The sequence below is a fragment of the Agrobacterium sp. T29 genome (assembly GCF_006970545.1).
In the GTDB taxonomy this organism is placed as follows: domain Bacteria; phylum Pseudomonadota; class Alphaproteobacteria; order Rhizobiales; family Rhizobiaceae; genus Agrobacterium; species Agrobacterium leguminum.
Window position 1 is genome coordinate 2,042,121 of record NZ_CP040640.1, and the last position, 24,469, is coordinate 2,066,589.

The window sequence follows — 24,469 nt, forward strand, 5'->3', positions numbered from 1 at the left end:
GAACGGCCACCGCTCGCCAATTCAGCCTTCCGGCAGCATCGAGGAAAGGCGCAGCCAGGCAATCTTTTCCACCTGCGCCGTCGCCGTCTCAAATTCTTCGGCTGCACCGTTGCCGATGCGCGTCTCGAAGGCAGCTAGAATATCGTGCCTGTTCAGCCCCTTGACCGCGATGATGAAGGGAAAGCCGAATTTTTCGGTATAGGCGCCATTCAATTCGGTAAAACGGGCGTGCTCTTCCGGGGTAAGACGGTCCAGCCCCGCACCGGCCTGTTCGTTACGGCTGTCAGCCGTCAACTCGCCCGCAATCGCCAGCTTGCCGGCAAGATCGGGATGCGCCCGCAATACGCCGAGCCTTTCCGCCTCGGAAGCGGCGCGAAACTGCGCGCTAAGCACGGCGTGAACCGCCTTCGCCGTCAGTTCCAAGCCGGCTCCGCCGGCATCATAGGCCCGTTCGGCAATGAAGGGCGAATGTTCGAACACGCCGCCGAAACGGGTGACAAAGTCCTCACGCGTCACCATCAAAACACCTCCGGCTTGTGATGTTCATGCCAGTGACGGGCAATCTCGATGCGCTGCGGGATCCACACTTTCTCATGGCCGAGTACATATTCGATGAAACGGCGAAGTGCTGCCGCGCGGCCGGGACGGCCGACAAGGCGGCAATGCAGGCCGACGCTCATCATCTTCGGCGCGCCCTCGACACCCTCCTGATAAAGCACATCGAAAGCGTCCTTCAGATAGGTGAAGAACTGGTCGCCGGAATTGAAGCCCTGCGGCGTGGCGAAACGCATATCGTTGGTTTCGAGCGTATAGGGAATGATCAGGAAAGGCTCGTCCTTCGCACCCTTCACCCAATAGGGCAGATCGTCGGCATAGGAATCCGAAGAATAAAGGAAACCGCCCTCTTCCATGACAAGGCGCAGCGTATTGTCCGAAGGCTTGCCCTGATACATGCCGTAAGGACGCTCGCCGGTAACCTCCGTGTGCAGACGCACGGCTTCGACTATATGCTTGCGCTCTTCCTCTTCGGAGAAATCCTTGTACTCCAGCCAGCGATAACCGTGGCTGGCGATTTCCCATCCCGCTTCCTTCATCGCCGCAACGGCTTCCGGGTTACGGGCCATGGCGGCGGTCACGCCATAAACGGTGGTGGTGACGCCAAGGCCGGTGAACATGCGCCACAGCCGCCAGAAGCCGGCGCGCGAGCCATATTCATAGATCGATTCCATGTTCAGGTTGCGCTGGCCGGGCCAGGGCTGGGCGCCGACGATTTCCGACAGCAGCGATTCCGACGCCTTGTCATTGTCGAGAATGCAGCTCTCGCCGCCCTCCTCGTAATTGATGACGAATTGCACGGCGATGCGCGCGCCGCCCGGCCATTTCGGATCGGGAACATTGCGGCCATAGCCCACCAGATTGCGGGAGTAATTTTCGGAAATCATGCAGCCACCCAGAACATCTCTCCCAAGGCGGAAACCGATTTCGGGAGACATAAAACAGACCTCCGAAGCGCGATGACCCGGAAGGGGCGCAACAGACGCTTCAGATATGCGATATCCGAACGGTAGCATCCGCATCCGGAATGTCGAGATCAATCTTGCCGACATTCCGATGCTTTTTTGTATACGATTACTCCGGCGCGCTCTTCAGGCGATTTTTCGGGCGGAAACGCGGCCCATGGGGTGAAGCGAGTGTACCCGGAAAGGCGCGCCCGGTTCATCCTCGATGAAAAGCGCAAGGCTGGAAAATTGCAGGGACCGGGTGAGCAGCGGCTCGAAAACCTTGCGCACGGCCCGCTCTATCCTCTGGCTGCTGGAAGCTTCCACACCGCCCGTCAGCGACATCTGGAACCGGAACTCGTCCATCACATGCGGGCTGCCCCAGCGATGCAGATTGGTGAGCTGCGAGGCCGAAAGCCGGTCCGGATCCGCGCGCTCGATTTCCGCGTCGGAGAGCGGCGCCCGGTAACGGTCGAATTCCTGCACCACGCGGGCGGCAAAGAAATGCAGCACTTCGCAGGGGCGCTCGGGAACGAGGCTGAAGACATTCTCCTGTCTTGCCACCACCAGTTGCGGCAGCGTGAAGGGCTCCTGCCTGCCGGAAAAATACATCAGGTCGCGCAGAAGCGCGGCCTCGGAATGGCCCTCCGCAAGACGGAAGGGAGCCTTGATCGTGCCATGGAAACCGTAACGGCGCGGCAGCGCCGTATGGTAGGAAATCTCCTGCATGCCGAGATCGATCATGCCCGGCGGCTCCACCGCCTGACCGGAATAGGCATCGCGCCCCAACCACGCGGCAGCCGCCTGCGTCAGGGGGTCATTGGGGGAAGGCGTGAAATGAATGGCGTATCGCATGCGCTGTCACCTCGCCGCAAAAGCGGACAAACCGGCCTCGTTGCAGGCCAGCAGATAAGTGATTTGCGTGACAGATTAACGACGTGGGCGGCCTGATCAGAACTTTCTAAAGTCCGCGGCGGCAATACTCACGTGTTGTTGAAGGTGAAAGCCCGAGGGGATGACAGGCGTGTAACCGCACACGCTCTGCAACGCCGCATCGGCAAGAAAATGCGCAAGCCCGAAGCTGACCTTGAAGCCGCCGGTCAGCGCAACGAGCTTTGGATGGCCGGGAATCGTGCCCACCATCGGGTCCCTCCCCACCGCCTTCGGGCGCAGCCCGGCCCAGCGCTCGAGCACCGGCGCACGGGCAAGCGAAGGCACGACCGCACATGCATCCGCAAGCAGTTTTTCGAGCTTTTCATCGGTACTGAAGGGATCGGAAAAACAATCTTCGCTGGTACTGCCGATGGCGACCGTGCCATCCTCATGCGGCACGATATAAAGACCGTTCAGGAACACGACCGGCATGGCCGGATCGGCTGCCGCGTCGAGAAGTGCCGCCTGCCCCTTCACCGCCTGCCCCAGCGTCACACCGGCCTCCAGGCCGAGGGCGTCGCGGATCAGGGGGAAGGAACCATGGCCGTTGGCGACGATGACATGGCCGAAAGAAACCTCGTCACCCGACGACAGCACCGCCCGCCCGGCATCCGCGTCGAGCGAAATGACGCGGCAACCTTCCGCCAGCCGCACATGCCGCGCCTTGCCGAGAAAAGCCGAAAGAAGGGCGATCATCGCACGTGGCGAAACCCGCGCCGCCAGCGTATCGAACACGAAACCCGCCTCACCCGCCGCATCATCCACCCAGCCCGCGACCGAGGGGCTGTCGGCGACATGCCAATGGAACCGGCGCTCGCCCGACACCCAGTTCTCCAGCGCATCCCGTTCGTGCCGTTCGGCAATGGTGCGCAGATGCGGCTTCGGCAGCGGAATGATACGGCCGGAACGGCGATAACCGGCGGAAAGCCCGGTCTCCGCCTCCAGCCCGGCAATCTCTTTTTCCAGCGCAACGAGGGCGTCAAACTGGAACTGTTTCTTGTCCGACCAACGGTCCGGCATATGCGGCATCAACGCGCCCAGCAACCCGCCGCTGGCGCCGCCGCCGGGGCGATCCGCCTCCACCAGCAACGTATCGATGCCGAGCCGTTCCGCCTTGACGGCGGCCCACAGCCCCATGATGCCGCCGCCGACGACGAGAAGCGGCACGGAAGCCGGCAATCTTGGAGATTGACCCTGTTCGAAAGCGGGATTATCGGCTTTAGCCATGAAACATTCCAACGAAAATATCACAGAGACCGGCGCAGCGGCCGGTTCACCGGCCGGGCAAGCCCCCGCCGCGCTCGACTGGCGTGACGGGGATATGCCCTATTCACTGGCCTTTGACGACCATTTTTATTGCCAGACGGATGGCCGGCTGGAATGCGGCCATGTCTTCCTCTCCGGAAACGGCCTGCCAGAGCGTTGGCTCGAACGGGAGGGCGCCTTCCGCATCGGCGAACTGGGCTTCGGCACCGGGCTTAACCTCTGCGAGACATGGCGTCAGTGGAAAGAGATGCGCAACGGCCGCTCCAGTCTGCATTTCATCTCCTTCGAACTCTACCCGATGAAGGCGGAAGAAATCGACCGGGCGCTTTCCCGCTGGCCGGAAGTGGATGCCGAACGCAAGGCGCTCACCGCCCTCTGGCCCGCCGAGCCGAAAGGACGGGTCGAAATCCAGCTCGATGACGAAACGCAGCTGACAGTGGTTTGCGGCGAAGCGCTCGCCGGCATTTCCGCAAGCGAGGAAAGTTTCGACGCCTGGTTTCTCGATGGCTTCGCACCCGCGCGCAATCCGGACATGTGGTCGCTGGAAATCATGCAGGCGCTTTTCGCAAAGACGGCGCCCGGCGGCACATTCGCCACCTATGCCGCCGCCGGCTTCGTTCGCCGCAACCTCATCGCCGCGGGTTTTCAGCTGGAGCGCCGGAAAGGTTTTGCCGGAAAGCGGGAAATGCTCTGCGGGACCAAAGCATTTTCAGCAAAAGCGTGAAGCGGTTTTGCGTCTGAAAAAGCGTCATGGAAGATAGCGCTCCGGCTGAAGCAATTCGGAGACCCGCAGTCGCGGCGGATAGTCACACACCCGGCACGTCGCGGCGCGGCATGTTTTCGCCCAGCCATTGCGCGATCTTGTCTTCGAGCGTTTCCGGGCTGATGGGCTTCGACAGATAATCATCCATGCCCGCCTCCAGGCATAGTTCCCGATCCGCCTCCTGCGTATGGGCGGTAACGCCGATGATCGGCACATGCCGGCCATCGGCGGCGGTCTGTTCCGCGGCGCGGATGGCCTGCGTCGCCTGATGTCCGTTCATGACCGGCATCGAGACATCCATCAGGATGATGGCGGGATTGTTCTCCTGCCAAGCCTGCACGGCTTTCTTGCCATTGCCGACGATCAAAAAGCGCAGACCCGCCTGCTGCAATATCTGGGTGAAGACAATCTGATTGACGTCATTGTCCTCGGCCACCAGCACATCGACAAGGCTGGGCCGATGCCGCGCCGGCACCGCCGTCGATACGGCATCGCGCTGCTTTCTTTCGGCGGAGCCTTTTTCCGACCGGACGGCGCCATCACCGCGACCTTCACGCGGGACCGGCGCTTGCCGGGCGCGTTTCAGCCGCACATCCCGCACCACGTCGAACAGGGTGGAGCGCAGGAGCCGCGCCCGCGCCGGCTTCATCAGATGCGCCTGCACATTGAGATCGGTGAACAGCGTCTCGTCGCCGACGACATCCATGGAGGTCAGGAAAACAATGGCGATGTCGTCAAAGCGCGCATCCGCCCGGATCCGCTCCACCACATCCAGCCCGTTCATCACAGGCATATGATAATCGAGAACGATGGCGTCGATGGAAAAACCGAGCGACGCCGCCTCCTCAAGCACGGCGATGCCGGAAGGCCCATCCTCCACCGCGTGGCCGTCTATGCCCCAACTGCGCAACTGCTCCGTCAGGATGCGGCGATTGACGTCGTTATCGTCGATGACGAGCACGCGGATATCGTCGATCGCCACGGAAAGAAGCGGGAGGTCGCGCTGTCTCTCGGTCACCTGAAACGGAATATTGACCTCGAAGGTCGATCCCCTGCCGACATCGCTGACGACCTTGATCGCGCCGTCGAACAGGCCGACGAGACCGACCGTGATCGCCAGTCCCAGCCCCGTACCCTCGTGCCGGCGCGTGGCGGAGCCGTCGACCTGGCTGAACTTGTCGAAGATGGTTTCGAGCTTGTCGGCCGGAATGCCGATGCCGCTGTCTTCGACGCGCAGCGACAGGATGGCCTCAGAGGCTTCCGCCGAACGTGCCGAAAGCTCGACCAGCACATGCCCCATTTCCGTGAACTTGACGGCGTTTCCAACGATATTGGTGACGATCTGCCGAAAGCGGCCGGCATCGCCGATGACCTTGCCGAAGACGGAAGCATCGATCCGGACGATCAGCTCTATGTCCTTTTCAAGCGCCGCCGAGGACAGCAGCGACACCACATCCTCGACCGCCTCCGCCGGATCGAAGGGCACGCTGCGCAGCCTCATCTGCCCGGCCTCGATCTTCGAGAAATCGAGAATGTCGTTGATGATCGTCAAAAGCGCATTGCCGGATTTGACGATGATATCGGTAAAGGTCTTCTGGCGCGTATCGAGATTGGACTTGGCCAGAAGCTCCGCCATGCCGAGAACGCCGTTCATCGGCGTGCGGATTTCATGGCTCATATTGGCGAGGAATTCCGATTTGGCCCGATCCGCCGCTTCCGCGCGTGAAAGCAGCCGCTGCAATTCCTCTTCACGCAGCTTCATCTCGGTCACATCGGTGACGATGATGAGCCAGTAATTGCCGGAACTGTTGGTAGCCTCCAGATTGAGCCAGCTTTTGCCGGCGACATGGATGAGCCAGGAAAACGGCCGGTTGGCGGCGATATTCTCCCTCCAGGCGCGCAGCGTCTCCGCAGCCTCCCCGGCAGTGCCGAAATCGCCGCGCCCGGCGCAATGGGCGAAGAAACCCGACCAGTTGCAGCCCTTTTCCAGAAGATGCGGCGGCACGTCGAACATGCGCGCCATCGCCTCATTGGACATGATGATGGTGCCCTGCTCGACCAGCACCAGCCCCTGCGCCATGGCGCGCGTGGCGCCCTGCATATATTCGCCGACCCGCTCCAGTTCGGCCTTCGCCTTGCTGATCTCAACATCGCGCATGCGCACATCGGTGACGTCGGCATAGGTGCTGAGGATTTTCCCGCCTTCGAGCCGGGTTTTCGAAATGACCGTGACCTTGCCGCTTTTGCTGCGCACCTCGCGGGGCGCAAAGACCTCTTCCTTCAGAAGCCGCTGCACCCGCTCGCCATAGACCTCATCGAAAGGCCTGTCGCCATAGTCATAAAGGCCGCTGTCGAAATTCATCTCCATGAATTCGCGATAACTTTTGCCGACAAGCGACTTCTCGCCGCCGATCTCGCCCCAGACCTCATAAAAGAACGGATTGACATATTCGATGACGAGATCGGCGCTGAGCAGCAGCACGCCCACCGGCAGGGCATGGAGAACCGCTTCGAGCTGGCGGTGCAGCGCCTCAGCCTCGGCCTGCGCGGCGATCAGCGCCTTTTCCCGGTCCTGCAGCAGGCTGGCATCGGTGACCGAGCCCACCAGATAATAGTCGTCGTCCGGCGTCGCGACCCGGCCGAGCCTTGTGATGACGGGAATGGTGCCGCCATCCGAAAGCGGAACGCTTCCGGTCTTTTCAATGGCTTCCCCGGTTTGCAGAATATGCTCGTTTTCCCGCTGGAACTGCGGGCCTTCCTCCGGAAACATCTCGCATTCGGTCTTGCCGATATGGTCGGCGAGGCTGCCGCCCAGAAATTTCTCATAGGCCGCATTGGCAAAGGTCAGCCGCCTGTCCTGATCTCTCAGGAACACGCCGACCGGCAATTGCTCAAGCGCGGCACGCAGAAGCCAGGTCTCGCGGATCTGCGTGCTCAGAAGCGTCTCATGCGCCTTGAACTCGGTGACATCCACCCGCAGCCCCACCAGCATGCCGTTTTCCAGCCGCTTGTTGACCATGCGCACCCAGCGGCCATCGGCAAACTGCTCCACCCTTTCGAGATAGGGCAGGGAAAAATCCCGTAGCTGCTCCTGCATCCACCCTTCGAACGCCGGATCGCCGTCCTTCGCATCGCGGTAGCCGCTCGAAAAATAAATCGCCCTCATCAGCGTCTCGAGTGGGACGCCGGCCTTCAGGTCGACACCGAGCGCACTGTAGAATTCCCTGAAGCGGGTATTGCAGTAGACCAGCCGGTTTTCGCGGTCATAAATCACGATACCCGCATCGACGAGATCGATCACGCCGCTGCCGAACAGCAGCTCCGAAGCGCTGTCGGCTTGCGGAAAAACCTCCACGGTGGCGGACGGCATGTCCTCGAACGCTTCGAACAGGAACAGATTGCCGTCGTCACCGGTGAAACGTTCGCAGCGAAGCGTGTATGGCTCGGACGCGCCCCCACCATGGCAGGCAATCATCTCATCCGTGGCGAAGACCAGCGAACGGCGCTCCCTGTCCTCGCGCTCGGCGTCGCGAATATCGGCGGAAAGGGAAAGGCTGGTGTGTCCTTTGAATGCCCCGGACGGACGCCCCATGACCCGGGCATAGGCGGAATTGACCGCGATATAGCGAAGTTCGCTGTCCTTGATGCACGCGGGCAGGTCCAGGGCGGCCACGGCCCTGCAAGCCTTTTCCAGCAACCCGCAGCCTTCGGTCAATCGATACTCCACACCTTGCAGTCCATTCCTGTCGAATCAAATATTTCCGGACGCCGTCGCAAAAAACGTTATGTGAGAAAATCGATCTTTGCTATGTATCCGAGGGTGCCGTTACCCTTTTTTAACCATAATTCTTCGCTGGCACCCGCACCGTCCCGGCAATCGCCGGCTACCGGTACGCATGGCTGCCATGCGCCCTCCGGCGGCGGCGTTACAAAACTATCGCTTGACTTTGACGCACAAAACGCCCACATGGCCCTCAAGCTTTCACCTTCGGCAGCCGCGTGAGCTGCAGCGTATGACCGGAAGACGTCCTTAAAAAGGAATCTGGCCCGCATGAAGGAAAAGCGCAAAGAATACAGAAGACGGCATGTGCCGCACTGATGCGCAGAAAGTTATTCCAACCCACAAGTTCCCAATTCACGCGGGGTTCTTGACGCCGAAACCGCCGGACAGCAGCCCTGTTCCGGACGATTGGTTTTTGGCGCCCCGAAAGGCATTATATTGACCAGTTTTAGCGAACTCGGCCTCTCCGAAAAGATTGTGGCCAGCGTTACCCAGCTTGGCTATACGACCCCTACTCCCATTCAGGCAAAGGCCATTCCGCTGCTGCTCGAAGGCCGTGACCTGATCGGCCTCGCACAGACCGGCACCGGCAAGACCGCCGCTTTCGGCCTGCCCATCATCGAAATGCTGATGAAGCAGGCGGACCGCCCGGCAAACCGCACCTGCCGCACGCTCATCCTCGCCCCCACGCGCGAGTTGGTGAACCAGATCGGCGAAAACCTGCGCTCCTTCGTGAAGAAGACGCCGCTGCGCATCAACCAGGTGGTCGGCGGCGCGTCGATCAACAAGCAGCAGCTCCAGCTCGAAAAGGGCACGGATATTCTGGTGGCGACCCCCGGCCGCCTGCTGGACCTCATCGCCCGCAACGCCATCTCGCTCTCCAAGGTCACCTATCTGGTGCTCGATGAAGCGGACCAGATGCTCGATCTCGGCTTCATCCACGATCTGCGCAAGATTTCGAAGATGGTACCGGCCAAGCGCCAGACGCTGCTCTTCTCGGCCACCATGCCGAAGGCGATCGCCGATCTCGCACACAGCTACCTGACCGATCCGCTCAAGGTGGAAGTGACCCCGCCCGGCAAGGCAGCCGACAAGGTGGAGCAATATGTTCACTTCGTCGCCGGCAAGAACGACAAGACCGAGCTTCTGAAGAAGTCGCTCAACGAAAACCCGGATGGCCGCGCCATCGTGTTCCTGCGCACCAAGCACGGCGCCGAGAAGCTTTACAAGCATCTCGAACATATCGGCTTCAAGGTCGCCTCCATCCACGGCAACAAGAGCCAGGGCCAGCGCGAGCGCGCTCTCAAGGGCTTCAAGGATGGCGAGATCAAGGTGCTGGTGGCAACCGACGTCGCTGCCCGTGGCATCGACATTCCGGCCGTCACCCACGTCTTCAACTACGACCTGCCGGAAGTGCCCGACGCCTATGTCCACCGCATCGGCCGTACCGCCCGTGCCGGCCGCGATGGCATCGCGATTGCGTTTTGCGCACCGGACGAAACCCGCCTGCTGCACGACATCGAAAAGCTGATGAAGATCGATATTCCGGTCGCCTCCGGCGAACGCCCGGCTGGTCTTGCCAGCCCGACGCGCCCCAACAACAACCGCGGCGGCCGCAACAACAATGGCGGCCATCAGCGCGGTCCCCGCGAAGGCGGCCGTCACAACGGCGAATCCCGCCCGTCGCGCCACCACGCACCGCGCGACGCGGACAACGATCTTGAAGTCACCTCCGACTTCAAGCGCGTCAAGCAGGCTGAAGGCGACGCAGGCCGCCCGGCCGGCCCGCGCAAGCACCGCCGCCCGGCCCGCAAGCCCGGCGGCAGCGGCGCCAACCGCCACGCCCCTGCCGGCGGCAACGGCCAGGAAAAGCGCGCTTCCGGCAACGGCCATCGCGGCCGTAACCGCTAAGAGACGTTAATCGTTAAGCCGGGCTTTCGCCCGGCTTTTCGTTTGTAAGGCGGAGAAGTCCGGTCTCGACCTGGTGCCTATAGGAGATTGCGACTAGGCTTCCTCCTCATCCCTGTGCTTGTCACAGGGATCCAGCCAGCCCAAGTCCTTGGGCTGAAAGGACTCTTCCCGTCGCGCAGACGCGCGTCGACTGGATTCCTGTGACAAGCACAGGAATGAGGGAGTGCATGCAGAGGCCGCCCGGTAGCGGGCTTTTCTTTGCCTTCACCCGCCCTGTGCGACCGGACGACGCCGTGACGGCAGGGTCATGGCCAGCACGCCGGCAATGACGCAGACGAGCCCCACCCACATGGCAGGTGTCGGCATTTCCCCCAGAAACGCCATGCCGATGGCGACGCCGACCGGCACCCTGAGATAGGCCTGCGAGGTGGTGCCGACGGAGCCCAGCGTCTGCATCAGCCGGAAATAGATCATGAAGGCGAGCGCGGTCGAAAAGACGCTGAGGCACAGGAGCGCCGTCAGTGAGGCCGCCGAAGGCGACAATGTCCAGGGCCGGTCGACGATCAGGCTGACGGGCAACAGGAAAACAGCGCCGCAGATAAGCGAGCCGGCGGCCGGCATGATCGGATCGAGCCCCTTGAAATTTTTACTGAAAATGGCCGCGCAGGCATAGGAAAAAGCCGCCGTCAGCACGGCGAGCTGGCTCCATATCGCCTCGCCCGCGCCGCTCAGCGCTTCGACACCGATGATGAGGCACACGCCCGTCATGCCGGCAATGGTGCCGAACAGCTTGCGCCCGCTGACCGGCTCATGCCGGATCACAAGCGCGGTGAGAAGAAAGGTGAAGATCGGCGTCGTTGCATTGAGAATGACGGCAAGACCGGCATCGATGCTTTGTTCTGCCCAGGCGATCAGCGTGAAGGGCAGAACGCTGTTGATGCAGGCCTGAATGAAGAACAGCCGCCACGTCGCCAAATCCGTGGGCAGGCGCAGCCCGCGTAGGCGGATAACTGCGTAGAGCAGCAGACCGGCGATCAGCGTTCTCGATGCGATGAAGGTGATCGGCGGTATCGTCTCCACCCCGATCTTGATGAAAGTATAGGATGCGGCCCACAGCGTGGACAACAGGGCGAGAAACAGCAATTCGCGGGCGATGGGGTTCTGGGAGGTCACGGATCGATTTTCCAACTACGTTCAGGATGACCCGTTCTTAACCCGAAAACAAGCATCTATGCTTCGGCCACGGCCGAAGTTTCGATCATTCTCTAAAAAAAGCTCCGCACGGCGTGACCATGCGGAGCTTCTGCAAAAGAGATCGATGACGGGTCGGGCAATCAGGCCCGGCGCTCATCCACCGAGAAGGCGCCCGGACCGGCAACGAACAGATAGAGGAAGATGAAGCAGAACAGGATGGCGGCGTCGCCACCGTTCAGGGCCGGGAAGAAATTGCTCGGCGCATGCGCCATGAAATAGGCGACCGCCATCTGGCCGGACAGGATGAAAGCGACGGGTCGTGTGAACAGGCCGATCAGCACGAGAATGCCGCCGACGAATTCCAGCAGTGCGGCTACAAGCATCAGGGTCGGCAGCGAGCCTTCCATCTGCGACGCCGGAAAGCCGAACAGCTTCTGCGTTCCATGCGCCATGAAAAGCAGCGCCGTCATGATGCGCAGCGCCCCGAGTGCCTGCGGGCGATAGCGGGAGAGAGAGTCGAAAGTTGCCATGTTCATGTGTCCCCGTTGAAGTGGTGCCGCGCTCGATACAGTGCATTTATGCCTTTATGGATACACGTCTCGAACACCGGAAATCACGTTTCCGATATAGCAGAACTCCCTTAAATACAGAAAGGGAGGCATTCTACACATGGTTGATTTTCAAGCATAAAATTGACCGTCTGCCGAAAAAATCAACTCAAGGATACAGGCATTTTCTGGCGTGGCAAAGGCGGAAAAATCCGCCTCTTCCTCACGCCTGCAAGACGACGACCTTCGAACCGACCGGCACGCGGCTGTAAAGATCGATGATGTCGTGGTTCAGCATGCGGATGCAGCCGCTCGACATGGCATGGCCGATGGATTGCGGCTGGTTGGTGCCGTGCAGACGGAACATGGTGTCGTTGCCGCCGCGATAGAGATAGAGCGCGCGTGCGCCGAGCGGATTGTTCGGGCCGCCCGCCATACCGCCGGCGAATTTCAGATTGCGCGGATCGCGGCGCATCATGTTCGCGGTCGGCGTCCAGGACGGCCATTCCGCCTTGCGGCCGATATAGGCATCGCCCTTCAGCGCAAGACCCTGCCGGCCGACACCGACGCCGTAACGCATGGCGCGACCATCGCCCATAACGTAATAAAGCCGCCGCGCCGGCGTATCCACCACAACCGTTCCGGCCGGGTGCCTGGTATCGTAGGTGACTTCCTGCCGGCGCAGTTCCGGCTTGACCTTGTCGAGATGCATGGCGGGAAGCGGGAATTTCTCTTCCGGCTTTGCCGCATAATTCAGCCTCTGCTGGCCGATGCCGGTATTCGCGCAGCCGGCCAGAAACAGCGGCAATCCGAACAGAACACCACGACGTGAAATAGACATGTAACCCCCGCCAAATCTTTGGATTAACGAGAGGTATAATTTTATGGTTAACAAACCCCTAATATGAGGTTGTGGTAATTAGAGCATTTCCAGGAAAAGTGGAGCCCGGTTTTCCGTCCGGAAATGCGGCAAAACAAAGAGTTAGAGCGCTTTCGCTACTCAAAAAACGCTCTAACGTGCGACAACCGCTGCGGCAGGTCTGCGATTGGCGAGATAAACCCCCGTCACCGCCAGAACGGTACCGGCAATCATGGCGGGTGTCAGCGTTTCGCCGAAAAGCAGTGCTGCTTCCACCGCCGCAAGCGGCGGCACGAGATAGATCAGCGAGGCGGCCCGCGAGACCTGCCCGCGTCGGATGAGATAAAGAAGCAACGCCACGGCGCCGATGGAGATCGCACCCACCGACCAGGCAAGCGTGGCGGCAAGGCCGAGGCTCCAGTCCACATGCCCATCCTCCAGCAGAAGCGCGAAGGGCACGGTGACCAGCAGCGCACCGACATATTGCAGCGTGGCCACCGCCATGATGTTTCCACCATGGACATATTTCTTCTGGTAGAGCGTGCCATAGGTAACCGAAGTCATGCCCAGCACATTCACCGCCACGGCGTAGAGCGGCACCGACAGGCCAACAGCACCGGTGGCCATGACTTTCGGCAGCACGGCAATGGCGATGCCGGCAAAGCCGATGAGCAGGCCGGCGCGCTGCAAGGGCGAGATCCTTTCGCCGATCATGTAGCGGGCGGCCACCGCCGTCATCAGCGGCTGCAGACCGGCGATGATGCCGCCGATCGCCGCCGGCACACCCTGCCCTATCGCCCACCAGATCATGCCGAGATAAAGACCGTGCAGGAAAACGCCGGACAGGATCGCCCGGAAGAGATCGGCACGCCGCTCAGGCCACTGGATGGAAGAAAAGCGGCAGATTGCCCACAGCAGCGCCCCCGCCAACAGATAGCGCAGACAGAGAAAGGTCAGCGGTCCGGTATAATAGACCGCATATTTGGCGGTGACCCAGCCGGTCGACCAGAGAAAGACGAAGATGGCCGGAGCCAGACGGTCGAGCGACATGGGAACATCCCCTGTGCCGCACGATGCCCGTAACCTGACACGGCGCGGGAAAGGCGGCGAATTGATATTTCTGCGGCTTCACGCAAACCGGCGAAGGATCGAACCGGGCATTCAGCAAGGCGGTATCCGCATCCCGACGAAAGGTCAAAGGCGTTTTCGTGATCGCATCTTTCAGATTTTCTGATGCGACGCCCGATATTCATCAACCGAAAGCGACCGACTAAAATTTATGCATTCGCCCACGGCGCACACAGCACCGCCACCCCAATACGCGCCTCATCCCCGCGCAACCAATTTGCCAATGCCGCATTTATAGGCTGAAACCGAAAAAACGCTTCTTTTTTAAAACTCTAGAGTGGTGAAAAATCTTCGCAAGGAGCTCCGCATAGTTCTTGCATTGCATTTGGCGTTGTATTCATATGGCAAAAAAGGGGACATCGAAGTTGGCATTTGACGAAATGATAAATGCGGACGACACGCCGCGAAGCCCATATGAAAACTATAACGAGTGGTACAGCCGACAGGACAGGGCGCACCTGATCCAGAAATCAAAAGACGCGGAAAACATCTTTCGAAAAACCGGTATTACTTTCGCAGTTTACGGCCATGCCGACAGTTCAGAAAAACTGATCCCCTTCGATATCATCCCGCGCATCATCTCCGGACGGGAGTGGCGTAAACTGGCCCAGGGCATCGAACAACGCGTCCTCGCCCTCAATGCTTTCCTCGACGATATCTACCATAAGCAGGAAATCATCCGCGCCGGCCGCATCCCCCGCGAAATCATCGAGAAAAACGAAGCCTTCCTGCCGGAAATGATCGGTTTTACCCCGCCCGGCGGCGTCTACACCCATATTGTCGGCACGGATATCGTCCGCACCGGCGAAGACCAGTTCTACGTTCTGGAAGACAATGCCCGCACGCCCTCCGGTGTCAGCTATATGCTGGAAAACCGCGAGACGATGATGCAGATGTTCCCGGAACTCTTCCATGAGAACCGGGTGCGGCGGGTGGAAGACTACCCCTATCTGCTGCGCCAGTCGCTCGCCTCGCTCGCCCCGCCCGGCTGTTCCGGCAAGCCGCGCGTCGCGGTGCTGACGCCCGGCATCTACAATTCCGCCTATTACGAACATTCCTTCCTCGCCGACATGATGGGCGTGGAGCTGGTGGAAGGCTCCGACCTGCGCGTCATGGACGGCAAGGTCAAGATGCGCACCACCCGCGGTTATGAGGCCATCGACGTGCTTTACCGCCGCGTCGACGACGACTTCCTCGATCCGCTGACCTTCCGGCCGGATTCGGCGCTCGGCGTGCCCGGCATCATGGATGTCTACCGCGCCGGCAACATCACCATCGCCAATGCCCCCGGCACCGGCATTTCCGACGACAAGGCGATTTATTCCTACATGCCAGAAATCGTCGAGTTCTATACCGGCCGCAAGCCGCTTCTGGAAAACGTGCCGACCTGGCGCTGTTCGGAGCCGGACAGCCTGAAATATGTGCTGGACAACCTCGCCGACCTCGTCGTCAAGGAAGTTCACGGTTCGGGCGGTTACGGCATGCTGGTGGGTCCCACGGCGACGAAAAAGGAACGGGCGCTGTTTGCGGACAAGCTGAAAGCCCGCCCCTCCAACTACATTGCGCAGCCGACGCTGTCGCTGTCCACCGTGCCGATCATGGTGAAGAACGGCATCGCGCCGCGCCATGTCGATCTGCGCCCCTATGTGCTCGTCTCGGACAAGGTGCAGATCATTCCCGGCGGCCTGACCCGCGTGGCGCTGAAAAAGGGCTCGCTGGTGGTCAATTCCAGCCAGGGCGGCGGCACCAAGGATACCTGGGTACTGGAGGATTAAGCCATGCTGGGCAGAACGGCAAACGGGCTCTACTGGATGTTCCGGTACATCGAGCGCGCTGAAAACATCGCCCGGCTGATCGATGCGGGCCTGCGCGTTTCATTGACGCGCAGCGGCAGCGGCGATGAGGACTGGGACGGCGTGTTGCAAAGTGCGGGCGTTCATGAAGCCTTTCTCGAAACGCGCGAGAAGGTAACGGCGGCCAATGCGATCGATTACCTCCTGCGGGACAAGGCAAACCCGTCCAGCGTCATGTCGTGCATCGAGGCAGGCCGCAACAATGCCCGCATGGTCCGCACGGCGCTGACGCGCGAGACATGGGAAGCCACCAACGAATTCTGGATCGAGCTGAAAAACATCCTCGGCCGCAAGCTCAATCATGCCGAACTGCCGCAGACCATCGATGTCATCAAGCATCGCGCCGGTCTGGTGCGCGGCGCCTTCCACGGTTCGATGCTGCGCAACGATCTCTATAATTTCTCCCGCATCGGGACTTTCATCGAGCGCGCCGATAACACCGCCCGCATTCTGGACGTGAAATATTACGTGCTGCTGCCGGCGGTGGCGCATGTCGGCTCCTCGCTCGACAATGCGCAGTGGGAATCCATCCTGCGTTCGGTCTCGGCGCACCGCTCTTATGGCTGGGTCTACGATGCGGAATACAAGCCCTCCAACATTGCCGACTTTCTCATTCTCAATGGCCGCATGCCGCGCTCGCTGGCCTATTGTTATGAAAAGATCGCCAGCAACCTCAATTACATCGCCGAGGATTACAGCGAGAGGCACAAGGCGCACGACACGGCCGAGAGCATTCGCGACAGCCTGCGCGCGACCACCATCAGCCGGGTGATGGATGAAGGCTTGCACGAATTTCTGGAGAGATTTGTCAACCGCAACGGACAATTGGGACAGGAAATCACGGAAGGCTACCGCTTTTATCAATAAGCGCGTGGACGGGGACAGCTTATGCGTCTGAAAATCACCCATACGACGGAATATGTCTATGACGAGCCGATGCCCTATGCGTTGCAGCGGCTGCGCCTGACGCCGCAGACCGGCCCGGGCCAGACGGTGGAGAACTGGGATGTCTCGGTCGATGGCGCCACCGTCGAAGTGACCTATGACGACCATTTCGGCAACCGCGTTGCGCTGGTGGAAACGGAAGGCCCGCAGCAGCGGGTGAAGGTGGTGGCGAGCGGCACCGTGAACACCGAGGACAAGGCCGGCGTGTTCGGTTACCACATCGGCAATGCGCCACTGTGGCTTTTCCTGCGCGAGACGCCGCGCACCAAACCGGGAAAGCTCGTGCGCGAACTGGTGAAGGTGAGCGCCGGCGACAGCGAGCTGGCCCGCCTGCACGACCTCATGGAAAATATTCACCGCAAGGTGGAGTATGTGCCCGGCGCGACCGATATCGAAACCACGGCGGAAACGGCGCTGGAAGCGGGCAAGGGCGTCTGCCAGGACCACGCCCATATCCTGATTTCCGCCGCCCGGCTGATGGGCCTGCCGGCCCGTTACGTTTCCGGTTATCTGATGATGGAAGAGGTGGAGGAACAGACGGCCACCCATGCCTGGGCCGAAGTGCATCTTCAGGGGCTGGGCTGGGTGGGTTTCGACGCCGCCAACAATATCTGCCCCGACGACCGCTATGTGCGCATCGCATCGGGCCTCTGCTACCGCGATTGCGCGCCGATATCGGGCATGCGCATCGGCCCCGCCGGTGAGACCCTGAATGTGTCGGTCACCGTGCAGCAATCGCAGGGCCAGAGCCAGTCGCAAAGCTGAGACGATGGCCGGCAGGGACGACGACACAATCGGCTTTTATACGGGTAACGCTGCGGCCTATACCTCGCGCGGGCAGGCGGCGGATCGCCCGCATCTGGAAACATTCCTGGCGCGGCTGCAAGAGGGTGCAAGCATTCTCGAACTGGGATGCGGCGGTGGACAGGACAGCGAATTCATGCTGGCCGCCGGTTACGATGTCCACCCCACCGACGGAACGCCTGAAATCGCCAAAGCGGCGCAAGCCCGGCTCGGCATTCCCGTCCGGACATTGCTGTTCGAGAATATCGACGAGAGTGCGCGATATGACGGCGTCTGGGCCAATGCCTGCCTGCTGCATGTGCCTCGCCCTGCCCTGCCGGGCATTATCGGCCGCATCCACACCGCGCTGAGGAAGGGCGGCGTCTTTTATGCAAGCTTCAAGGCAGGAGAAGCGGAAGGCCGGGACATGTTCGGCCGTTATTACAATTACCCTTCGAAGCCCTGGCTGGAAGACGTTTACGGACGGTTTGACTGGGCGGCGGTGGAGATAGAGGCGAGGCAGGGCAGCGGTTACGACCAGCTCGCGACCGCATGGCTGCATGTGACGGCAACGAAACCCTGATCCGGCGCGACAACTTGACGGTTGCGAAACCCCGTCCCACCCGGTTTAATCCCCGCATCGATTTGAAAGCATGATCCGGCTTCAGCCTGCGGGAGGAAAGCCGGCCGGGAGACGGCCTTGTACAGCATTTCCGACTATCGCGACTGCCAGTCGCATGGCCCCGTCATCGCCGAACGGGTCTGGACGGCATGGTGGCAGGATAGCGGCCTTCAGGTGGGCGACGTCGCCGGGCACCTGAAGGACATGACCAACCCCCATGTGCTGCCCACCGGCTTCGTCGCCCATGACCGCAGCACATATGTCGGCTCCGCCTTCCTCATCCATTGCGACCTGGAAGAGCGTCCGCAATATCTGCCCTGGGTCGCAGCCCTGTGGGTGGAAGAAGACCGCAGGCGCTCGGGCGTGGCGCGAGCCTTGATGCAGGCCGCGACGCAAAGGGCGGCCGAACTTGGCCACGAGACCAGCTATCTCTGCTGCCAGCGGGGTCTCGAAGACTATTATGTCAACTGCGGCTGGACCGTTCTGGAACGTGGCGTCGGCAAATACGACCTGACGGTGCTGACCTACACAACAGGCAAATAGGTTTCCGCCGCGATCCGCCGCCGGAAACCCCTGAAACGCCGGGAGGAACCATGCAACCGCCAACCGCCATTATGGAAACCGCGCTCTACACCGACGATCTCGACGCCGCCGAAGCCTTTTACCGGGATGTTTTCGGGCTGGAAGTGGTACGCAGGCTGCCGGGGCAATTCATCTTCTTCCGATGCGGGCAGCAGATGCTGCTGCTCTTCGACCCCGAGCAATCCCGCCGCGCCGGCCCCGACAATCCGATCCCCCGCCACGGCGCGGTGGGGCAAGGTCATTTCTGCTTTTACGCCAGGGACAAGTCGGAGGTGGACGGCTGGAAGGCCCACTTCGAAGCGCTCGGAATTCCCATCGAACATTATCATCGCTGGCCGAATGACAGCTATTCCGTCTATATCCGCGATCCGGCTGGTAATTCGGTGGAGGTTGGGGAAGGCAAGCTTTGGGGGTTCGGGTGAGGGAAGCGCCTGAAAGTTGCCCGACGCGCTAAGGGATAACGGGATGAAAAGCTATCATCTTGCGTCATCCTTCGGGCTCGTCCCGAGGATCTATCCACGTCGCGTAAAATCGATCGATCGCAGATCCTCGGGACAAGCCCGAGGATGACGTCGAGGGAGGGATGCCCCACCCCCGACCATTTTTCACGCGCAGTCCGCAGATCAGATCTGCCGAACCGTGATCTCTTCTTCCGCATCCACGGCCAGCGGGTTCTTCAGCGGCAGGCCGAAACCGGCGGCTTCGATCTCGAAGACGTCGCCCGCTTCCGGCTTGATGCCTTCTGCGAAGGAGAGCGTCGCGGTGCCGAACATGTGCACATGCACGTCGCCGGGTGCGCGGAACAGGCCATATTTGAAGTGGTGATATTCGAGGTTCGCAAAGGTGTGGGACATGTTGTCCTCACCCGAAACGAACGGCTTTTCAAAGATGACCTTATCGCCGCGACGGATGCGCGAGGTGCCGCGAATATCGGACGGCGGGGCGCCGACGCGGATTTCCGGGCCGAAGCTTGCCGGGCGCAGCTTGGAATGGGCGAGGTAGAGATAGTTGATCCGCTCGGTGACGTGATCGGAAAACTCGTTCGAGACGGCAAAACCGATGCGCACCGCTTCGCCCTTTTCGGAGATCACGTAGATGCCGGCCATTTCCGGCTCTTCGCCACCATCCAGCGCGAAGGAGGGAGAGGTGAGCGCAGCACCCGGTGCTGCCGCCACATGGCCGTTGCCCTTGTAGAACCATTCGGGCTGAACGCCCATTTCACCGGCCTTCGGCTTGCCGTTTTCGAGACCCATGCGGAACATCTTCATGGAGTCCGTCAGGCTTTCTTCCGCCGCTTCCGTGGTCTTCTTGTGCATGCTGTCGCGGGTCGCGGCCGAACCCAGATGGGTAAGGCCCGTGCCGGTCAGATGCAGATGCGCGGGGTCGGGATGGGTGATCGGCGGCAGGAAACGGCCTTCGACATAGGCCTTTTCGAGATCGACGGCATCGCCGAGACCATGGGCGGAAATGACATCGGCAAGGCTCTTGCCGCCATTGGCGGCTTCCATGGCGAGCGCATAAACCGACGCCGCACCCTTGACGGCCTGCGCCTGCCCGCCTTCTTCGCGAACGGCTACGGTGATCTTGCCACTTGCATCCTTGATCTGTGAAATAAGCACGGGATTTCCTTCCTCCGGCGCAACGCGCCTTGTCTCTTCTAAGCGGCGCATAACGCCTGCACCTTATGAAAGTGGCCGGAAACCGGCCACTTTTTTGACTTGCTATGTGGGTTGGGCAATCAGCCCTTGTTCTTGTTGTAAACGTCGAAGAACACGGCGGCGAGCAGCACGAGGCCCTTGACCATCTGCTGGAAGTCGATGCCGAGGCCGACGATCGACATGCCGTTGTTCATGACGCCCATGATGAAGGCGCCGATGACCGCACCGGTGATCTTGCCAACGCCGCCGGATGCCGAAGCGCCGCCGATGAAGCAGGCCGCGATCACATCAAGCTCGAAGCCCACGCCCGCCTTCGGCGTCGCCGAGTTGAGGCGGGTCGCGATGATCATGCCGGCAAGACCGGCCAGCACACCCATGTTGACGAAGGTGAGGAAGCTCAGGCGTTCGGTATTGATACCGGAAAGCTTGGTCGCCTTTTCGTTGCCGCCCATGGCGTAGATGCGACGACCGATAGTGGTGCGGCGGGTCACGAAGCTATAGAGTGCAACGAGAACAAGCATCACGATCAGCACGTTGGGCAGGCCGCGATAGGTGGAAAGCTGGTAGCCGAGGAACAGGATCGCGGCCGAGATCAGCAGATTCTGGGCGATGAAGAAACCGAAAGGCTCGACATCGATACCGTGCTTCACGTTCACGACGCGACGACGCCATGCGAGATAGAACAGCACGACCGTAATCAGCACCGTCAGGATCATCGAGGTGGTGTTGAGACCTTCAATGCCGCCGATATCGGGCAGGAAGCCGGTGCTGATGATCTGGAAATCGGTCGGGAACGGACCGATGTTCTTGCCGCCGAGCACGAACAGCGTCAGGCCGCGGAACACCAGCATGCCCGCCAGCGTCACGATGAAGGACGGGATGCGGTGATAGGCGATCCAGTAACCCTGTGCAGCACCGATGATACCGCCGATGACGAGACAAATCAGCGCCGCAAGGAACGGATTCATGCCCCATTGCACGGTCAATATGGCCGCGATCGCGCCGACAAAGGCAACGATGGAGCCGACCGAAAGGTCGATATGCCCGGCCACGATGACGAGCAGCATGCCCAGCGCCATGATGACGATGAACGAGTTCTGCAGGATGAGGTTGGTCAGGTTCACAGGGCGGAACAGGATGCCGCCGGTGTAGAATTGGAAGAAAACCATGATGGCGACGAGCGCGATCAGCATGCCGTATTCGCGGATATTGGAGCGAATATACGACCCGACCGAGATGACGTTACTTTCTTCGTTTGTTGTGTTTGCCGAACTCATGAGTTCTTCTCCCCTGAGCGCATGATAGCGCGCATGATGCTTTCCTGGCTCGCCTCTCCCTTCGGCAATTCAGCGACGATGCGGCCTTCGTTCATGACGTAGATGCGGTCGCAATTGCCGAGCAGTTCGGGCATTTCCGATGAGATCATCAGAACGCCTTTGCCGTCGGCAGCGAGCTGGTTGATGATGGTGTAGATTTCGTATTTCGCGCCGACATCGATACCGCGGGTCGGTTCATCGAGGATCAGCACGTCGGGATTGGAGAACAGCCACTTGGAGAGCACGACCTTCTGCTGGTTGCCGCCCGAAAGATTGACCGTTTCCTGAAAAATCCCCGACGAGCGGATGCGCAGGCGCGTGCGAAAATCGCTCGCCACCTTCATTTCCTTGATGTCGTCGATGATGCTGGCACTCGACACGCCGGCCAGATTGGCAAGCGTGGTATTGTGCAGAATGTTGTCGTTGAGCACGAGACCGAGATGCTTGCGGTCTTCCGTGACATAGGCCAGACCGGCATCGATGGCCTTGCGCACGGTGCTGACATCGACCGGCTTGCCGTCGATCAGCACTTCGCCGCTGATCTTGTGGCCATAGGACTTGCCGAACACGCTCATGGCGAATTCGGTGCGCCCGGCACCCATCAGACCGGCAATGCCGACGACTTCGCCCTTGCGCACGGTAACGTTGATGTCGTGCAGAACCTGGCGGTCGCGGTGCTGCTGGTGATAGGCGTTCCAGTTCTTCACTTCGAGAATGGTCTCGCCGATCGGCACGTCGCGCGGCGGATAACGATCCTCGAGATCGCGCCCCACCATGTTGCGGATGATGACATCCTCGCTGATTTCTTCCTGATGACAGTCGAGCGTCTTCACCGTCATGCCGTCGCGCAAAACGGTGATCTGGTCGGCCACCTTGCGCACTTCGTTCAGCTTGTGGGTGATGATGATCGAGGTCATGCCCTGCTTGCGGAATTCCATCAGCAGGTTCAGCAGCGCCTCGGAGTCGCTTTCGTTGAGCGAAGCCGTCGGCTCATCGAGAATGAGCAGCTTCACGCTCTTCGACAGCGCCTTGGCGATTTCGACGAGCTGCTGCTTGCCCACACCGATATCGGTGATCAGCGTCTCCGGCGATTCCTTCAGGCCCACCTTCTTTAAAAGTTCGCGGGTACGGTTGAAGGTCTGCTGCCAGCTGATGACGCCGCTCGAAGCGACCTCGTTGCCAAGGAAGATGTTTTCCGCAATCGACAGGAGCGGCACGAGCGCCAGTTCCTGGTGAATGATGATGATACCAATATCTTCACTGTCGTTGATGGCGCGAAAATTCCGCACAGCGCCTTCATAGTGGATTTCGCCCTCATAGGTGCCGGCGGGGTAAACACCGGAAAGGACCTTCATCAAGGTCGACTTCCCCGCGCCGTTCTCACCGACGAGTGCGTGGATCTCACCCTCTTTAACCTTGAGGTTGACGTTCTCAAGCGCTTTCACGCCCGGAAACGTCTTGGTGATGTTCCGCATTTCGAGAATGGTATTGGCCATATCGCAATCCAGCGCCCGATTAATTCCGGCGTTTTTATTTTTATGGAAAAACGGGGATGACGCCAAGTCATCCCCGCATGTGTGTCGAGCTTATTTCAGCTGGTCTTCCTTGTAGTAACCGCCATCGACGAGAACCTGCTTGTAGTTCTCCTTGGTCACTGCAACCGGCTTCAGCAGGTAGGACGGAACGACCTTGACGCCATTTTCATAGGTCTTGGTGTCGTTTACCTCAGGCTCCTTGCCTTCCATCACGGCGTTGACCATGTTCACGGTCACCTTGGCGAGTTCGCGGGTGTCCTTGAAGATGGTGGAATACTGCTCGCCGGCAATGATCGACTTGACGGAGGGAACTTCAGCGTCCTGACCGGAAACGACCGGCAGCGGCTGGTCCTTCGTGCCATAACCAACGCCCTTCAGCGAGGAGATGATGCCGATGGAGAGACCGTCGTAAGGCGACAGAACGGCGTCAACCTTCGCGTCGGTGTAATAGGCCGACAGCAGGTTGTCCATGCGGGCCTGGGCCGTTGCCGGGTCCCAACGCAGCGTACCGACCTTGTCCATGCCGGTCTGGCCGGACTTCACGACGAGCTTGCCGCTGTCGATGTAAGGCTGGAGAACCGACATCGCGCCGTCATAGAAGAAGAAGGCGTTGTTGTCGTCCGGGGAGCCGCCGAAGAGCTCGATGTTGAACGGGCCCTTGCCATCCTTCAGGCCGAGCTTGTCGACGATCGAAGTCGCCTGCAGAACGCCAACCTGGAAGTTGTCGAAGGTGGCGTAGTAGCTGACGTCGCCGCTGTTGCGGATCAGGCGGTCATAAGCGATGACCTTGATGCCCTGCTCGCCGGCCTGCTTCAGAACGTCCGACAGCGTCGTGCCGTCGATCGATGCGATCACGAGGACCTTGACGCCCTTGGTGACCATGTTTTCGATCTGGGAAAGCTGGTTCGGAATATCGTCATCGGCATATTGCAGGTCGGTCGTGTAACCGGCTTCCTGCAGCTGCTTCACGATGTTGTTGCCGTCGTCGATCCAGCGTGCGGACGACTTGGTCGGCATGGCGATACCAACGGAACCCTTGTCCTGTGCGAAAGCCGGCACTGCGAAAGAAGCAGCACCGATGGCACAAGCTGCCATCAGCGAAATAATGGACTTCATTAACTCTCTCCCTTGAGCCCTTCTCTGGAGCCCGCGTGCTGCGGTGCACCATGAAATTCATGCCGTCAGAGGAAGAAGCCGCATTGCGCTCATTCCGATTTCGCAATTGCGAAACAGAACAGCTGCCGCTCCTCCCCGGCATTCCGCAAATTGTTCTGAATCCATATAACTGTCAAA

General features: G+C 60.3%; 21 protein-coding genes. 8 read left to right on the top strand and 13 right to left on the bottom strand.

The annotated features are described in order from the left end of the window. Positions 1-21: 21 nt before the first annotated feature. The 4 genes from uraD to FGF54_RS10375 form a co-directional block, all read right to left on the bottom strand. A complete protein-coding gene (gene uraD, locus FGF54_RS10360) occupies positions 22-519 on the bottom strand; it encodes a 2-oxo-4-hydroxy-4-carboxy-5-ureidoimidazoline decarboxylase (protein WP_142779605.1) in 498 nt (165 codons plus the stop codon). After that, positions 519-1,442 (bottom strand): allantoinase PuuE, encoded by a 924-nt coding sequence (gene puuE, locus FGF54_RS10365; protein WP_142780201.1) that lies wholly within the window; start codon positions 1,440-1,442, stop codon positions 519-521. The genes uraD and puuE overlap by 1 nt, the downstream gene beginning before the upstream one ends. 204 nt (positions 1,443-1,646) lie before the next feature. Then, a complete protein-coding gene (locus tag FGF54_RS10370) occupies positions 1,647-2,354 on the bottom strand; it encodes a DUF1045 domain-containing protein (protein WP_003524263.1) in 708 nt (235 codons plus the stop codon). Positions 2,355-2,450: 96 nt separating this feature from the next. After that, on the bottom strand, positions 2,451-3,659 hold the full coding sequence (locus FGF54_RS10375; protein WP_142779606.1) for an FAD-binding oxidoreductase: 1,209 nt from the start codon (positions 3,657-3,659) through the stop codon (positions 2,451-2,453). On the opposite strand from FGF54_RS10375, the gene mnmD reads away from it, so the two are divergent. Further along, a complete protein-coding gene (gene mnmD / locus FGF54_RS10380; protein ID WP_142779607.1) occupies positions 3,658-4,422 on the top strand; it encodes a tRNA (5-methylaminomethyl-2-thiouridine)(34)-methyltransferase MnmD in 765 nt (254 codons plus the stop codon). The two genes, FGF54_RS10375 and mnmD, sit on opposite strands and share 2 nt — an antisense overlap. A gap of 82 nt (positions 4,423-4,504) precedes the next feature. Here mnmD and FGF54_RS10385 read toward each other — a convergent pair whose 3' ends face one another. Continuing rightward, positions 4,505-8,176 (bottom strand): response regulator, encoded by a 3,672-nt coding sequence (locus tag FGF54_RS10385; RefSeq protein ID WP_168208056.1) that lies wholly within the window; start codon positions 8,174-8,176, stop codon positions 4,505-4,507. 504 nt (positions 8,177-8,680) lie between these two features. Here FGF54_RS10385 and FGF54_RS10390 point away from each other — a divergent pair. Continuing rightward, positions 8,681-10,153, top strand: a complete 1,473-nt coding sequence (locus FGF54_RS10390) for a DEAD/DEAH box helicase (RefSeq protein WP_035261393.1) — start codon at positions 8,681-8,683, stop codon at positions 10,151-10,153. Positions 10,154-10,417: 264 nt separating this feature from the next. Here FGF54_RS10390 and FGF54_RS10395 read toward each other — a convergent pair whose 3' ends face one another. The 4 genes from FGF54_RS10395 to FGF54_RS10410 all read right to left on the bottom strand — a co-directional run bounded on the left by FGF54_RS10395 (position 10,418) and on the right by FGF54_RS10410 (position 13,804). Beyond that, on the bottom strand, positions 10,418-11,326 hold the full coding sequence (locus FGF54_RS10395; protein ID WP_142779609.1) for a DMT family transporter: 909 nt from the start codon (positions 11,324-11,326) through the stop codon (positions 10,418-10,420). Between the two features lie 161 nt (positions 11,327-11,487). Further along, positions 11,488-11,877: a DoxX family protein gene (locus FGF54_RS10400; RefSeq protein WP_031234117.1), complete on the bottom strand. Its 390-nt coding sequence runs from the start codon at positions 11,875-11,877 to the stop codon at positions 11,488-11,490. Between the two features lie 241 nt (positions 11,878-12,118). Then, entirely contained in the window at positions 12,119-12,736 is a 618-nt protein-coding gene (locus FGF54_RS10405; protein ID WP_003520529.1) for a L,D-transpeptidase, read from the bottom strand. Between the two features lie 171 nt (positions 12,737-12,907). Continuing rightward, positions 12,908-13,804, bottom strand: coding sequence for a DMT family transporter (locus FGF54_RS10410; RefSeq protein WP_020811451.1), 897 nt, complete (start codon positions 13,802-13,804; stop codon positions 12,908-12,910). Between the two features lie 443 nt (positions 13,805-14,247). On the opposite strand from FGF54_RS10410, the gene FGF54_RS10415 reads away from it, so the two are divergent. The 6 genes from FGF54_RS10415 to FGF54_RS10440 all read left to right on the top strand — a co-directional run bounded on the left by FGF54_RS10415 (position 14,248) and on the right by FGF54_RS10440 (position 19,089). Next, on the top strand, positions 14,248-15,657 hold the full coding sequence (locus FGF54_RS10415) for a circularly permuted type 2 ATP-grasp protein (protein WP_168208057.1): 1,410 nt from the start codon (positions 14,248-14,250) through the stop codon (positions 15,655-15,657). A 3-nt stretch (positions 15,658-15,660) separates the two neighbouring features. Further along, positions 15,661-16,602, top strand: a complete 942-nt coding sequence (locus FGF54_RS10420) for an alpha-E domain-containing protein (RefSeq protein ID WP_059754302.1) — start codon at positions 15,661-15,663, stop codon at positions 16,600-16,602. Between the two features lie 21 nt (positions 16,603-16,623). Further along, complete coding sequence (locus FGF54_RS10425; protein WP_003520534.1) at positions 16,624-17,445, top strand: transglutaminase family protein; 822 nt, start codon at positions 16,624-16,626, stop codon at positions 17,443-17,445. A gap of 4 nt (positions 17,446-17,449) precedes the next feature. After that, the gene (locus FGF54_RS10430; RefSeq protein WP_142779610.1) at positions 17,450-18,046 is read left to right on the top strand and encodes a bifunctional 2-polyprenyl-6-hydroxyphenol methylase/3-demethylubiquinol 3-O-methyltransferase UbiG; all 597 of its coding nucleotides are present in this window, start codon (positions 17,450-17,452) and stop codon (positions 18,044-18,046) included. A 117-nt stretch (positions 18,047-18,163) separates the two neighbouring features. Beyond that, complete coding sequence (locus FGF54_RS10435; RefSeq protein ID WP_142779611.1) at positions 18,164-18,628, top strand: GNAT family N-acetyltransferase; 465 nt, start codon at positions 18,164-18,166, stop codon at positions 18,626-18,628. A gap of 50 nt (positions 18,629-18,678) precedes the next feature. Further along, a complete protein-coding gene (locus FGF54_RS10440) occupies positions 18,679-19,089 on the top strand; it encodes a VOC family protein (protein WP_142779612.1) in 411 nt (136 codons plus the stop codon). 201 nt (positions 19,090-19,290) lie between these two features. On the opposite strand, the gene araD1 is transcribed toward FGF54_RS10440, so the two are convergent. The 4 genes from araD1 to chvE form a co-directional block, all read right to left on the bottom strand. Further along, positions 19,291-20,286: a 2-keto-3-deoxy-L-arabinonate dehydratase AraD1 gene (araD1, locus tag FGF54_RS10445; RefSeq protein WP_168208058.1), complete on the bottom strand. Its 996-nt coding sequence runs from the start codon at positions 20,284-20,286 to the stop codon at positions 19,291-19,293. Between the two features lie 119 nt (positions 20,287-20,405). Next, complete coding sequence (gene gguB / locus FGF54_RS10450; RefSeq protein WP_059754318.1) at positions 20,406-21,602, bottom strand: sugar ABC transporter permease GguB; 1,197 nt, start codon at positions 21,600-21,602, stop codon at positions 20,406-20,408. Then, the gene (gene gguA / locus FGF54_RS10455) at positions 21,599-23,137 is read right to left on the bottom strand and encodes a sugar ABC transporter ATP-binding protein GguA (protein ID WP_003520541.1); all 1,539 of its coding nucleotides are present in this window, start codon (positions 23,135-23,137) and stop codon (positions 21,599-21,601) included. Before gguA ends, gguB begins: the two co-directional genes overlap by 4 nt. 90 nt (positions 23,138-23,227) lie before the next feature. Next, complete coding sequence (gene chvE / locus FGF54_RS10460) at positions 23,228-24,292, bottom strand: sugar ABC transporter substrate-binding protein ChvE (RefSeq protein ID WP_065655068.1); 1,065 nt, start codon at positions 24,290-24,292, stop codon at positions 23,228-23,230. Positions 24,293-24,469 lie beyond the last annotated feature (177 nt).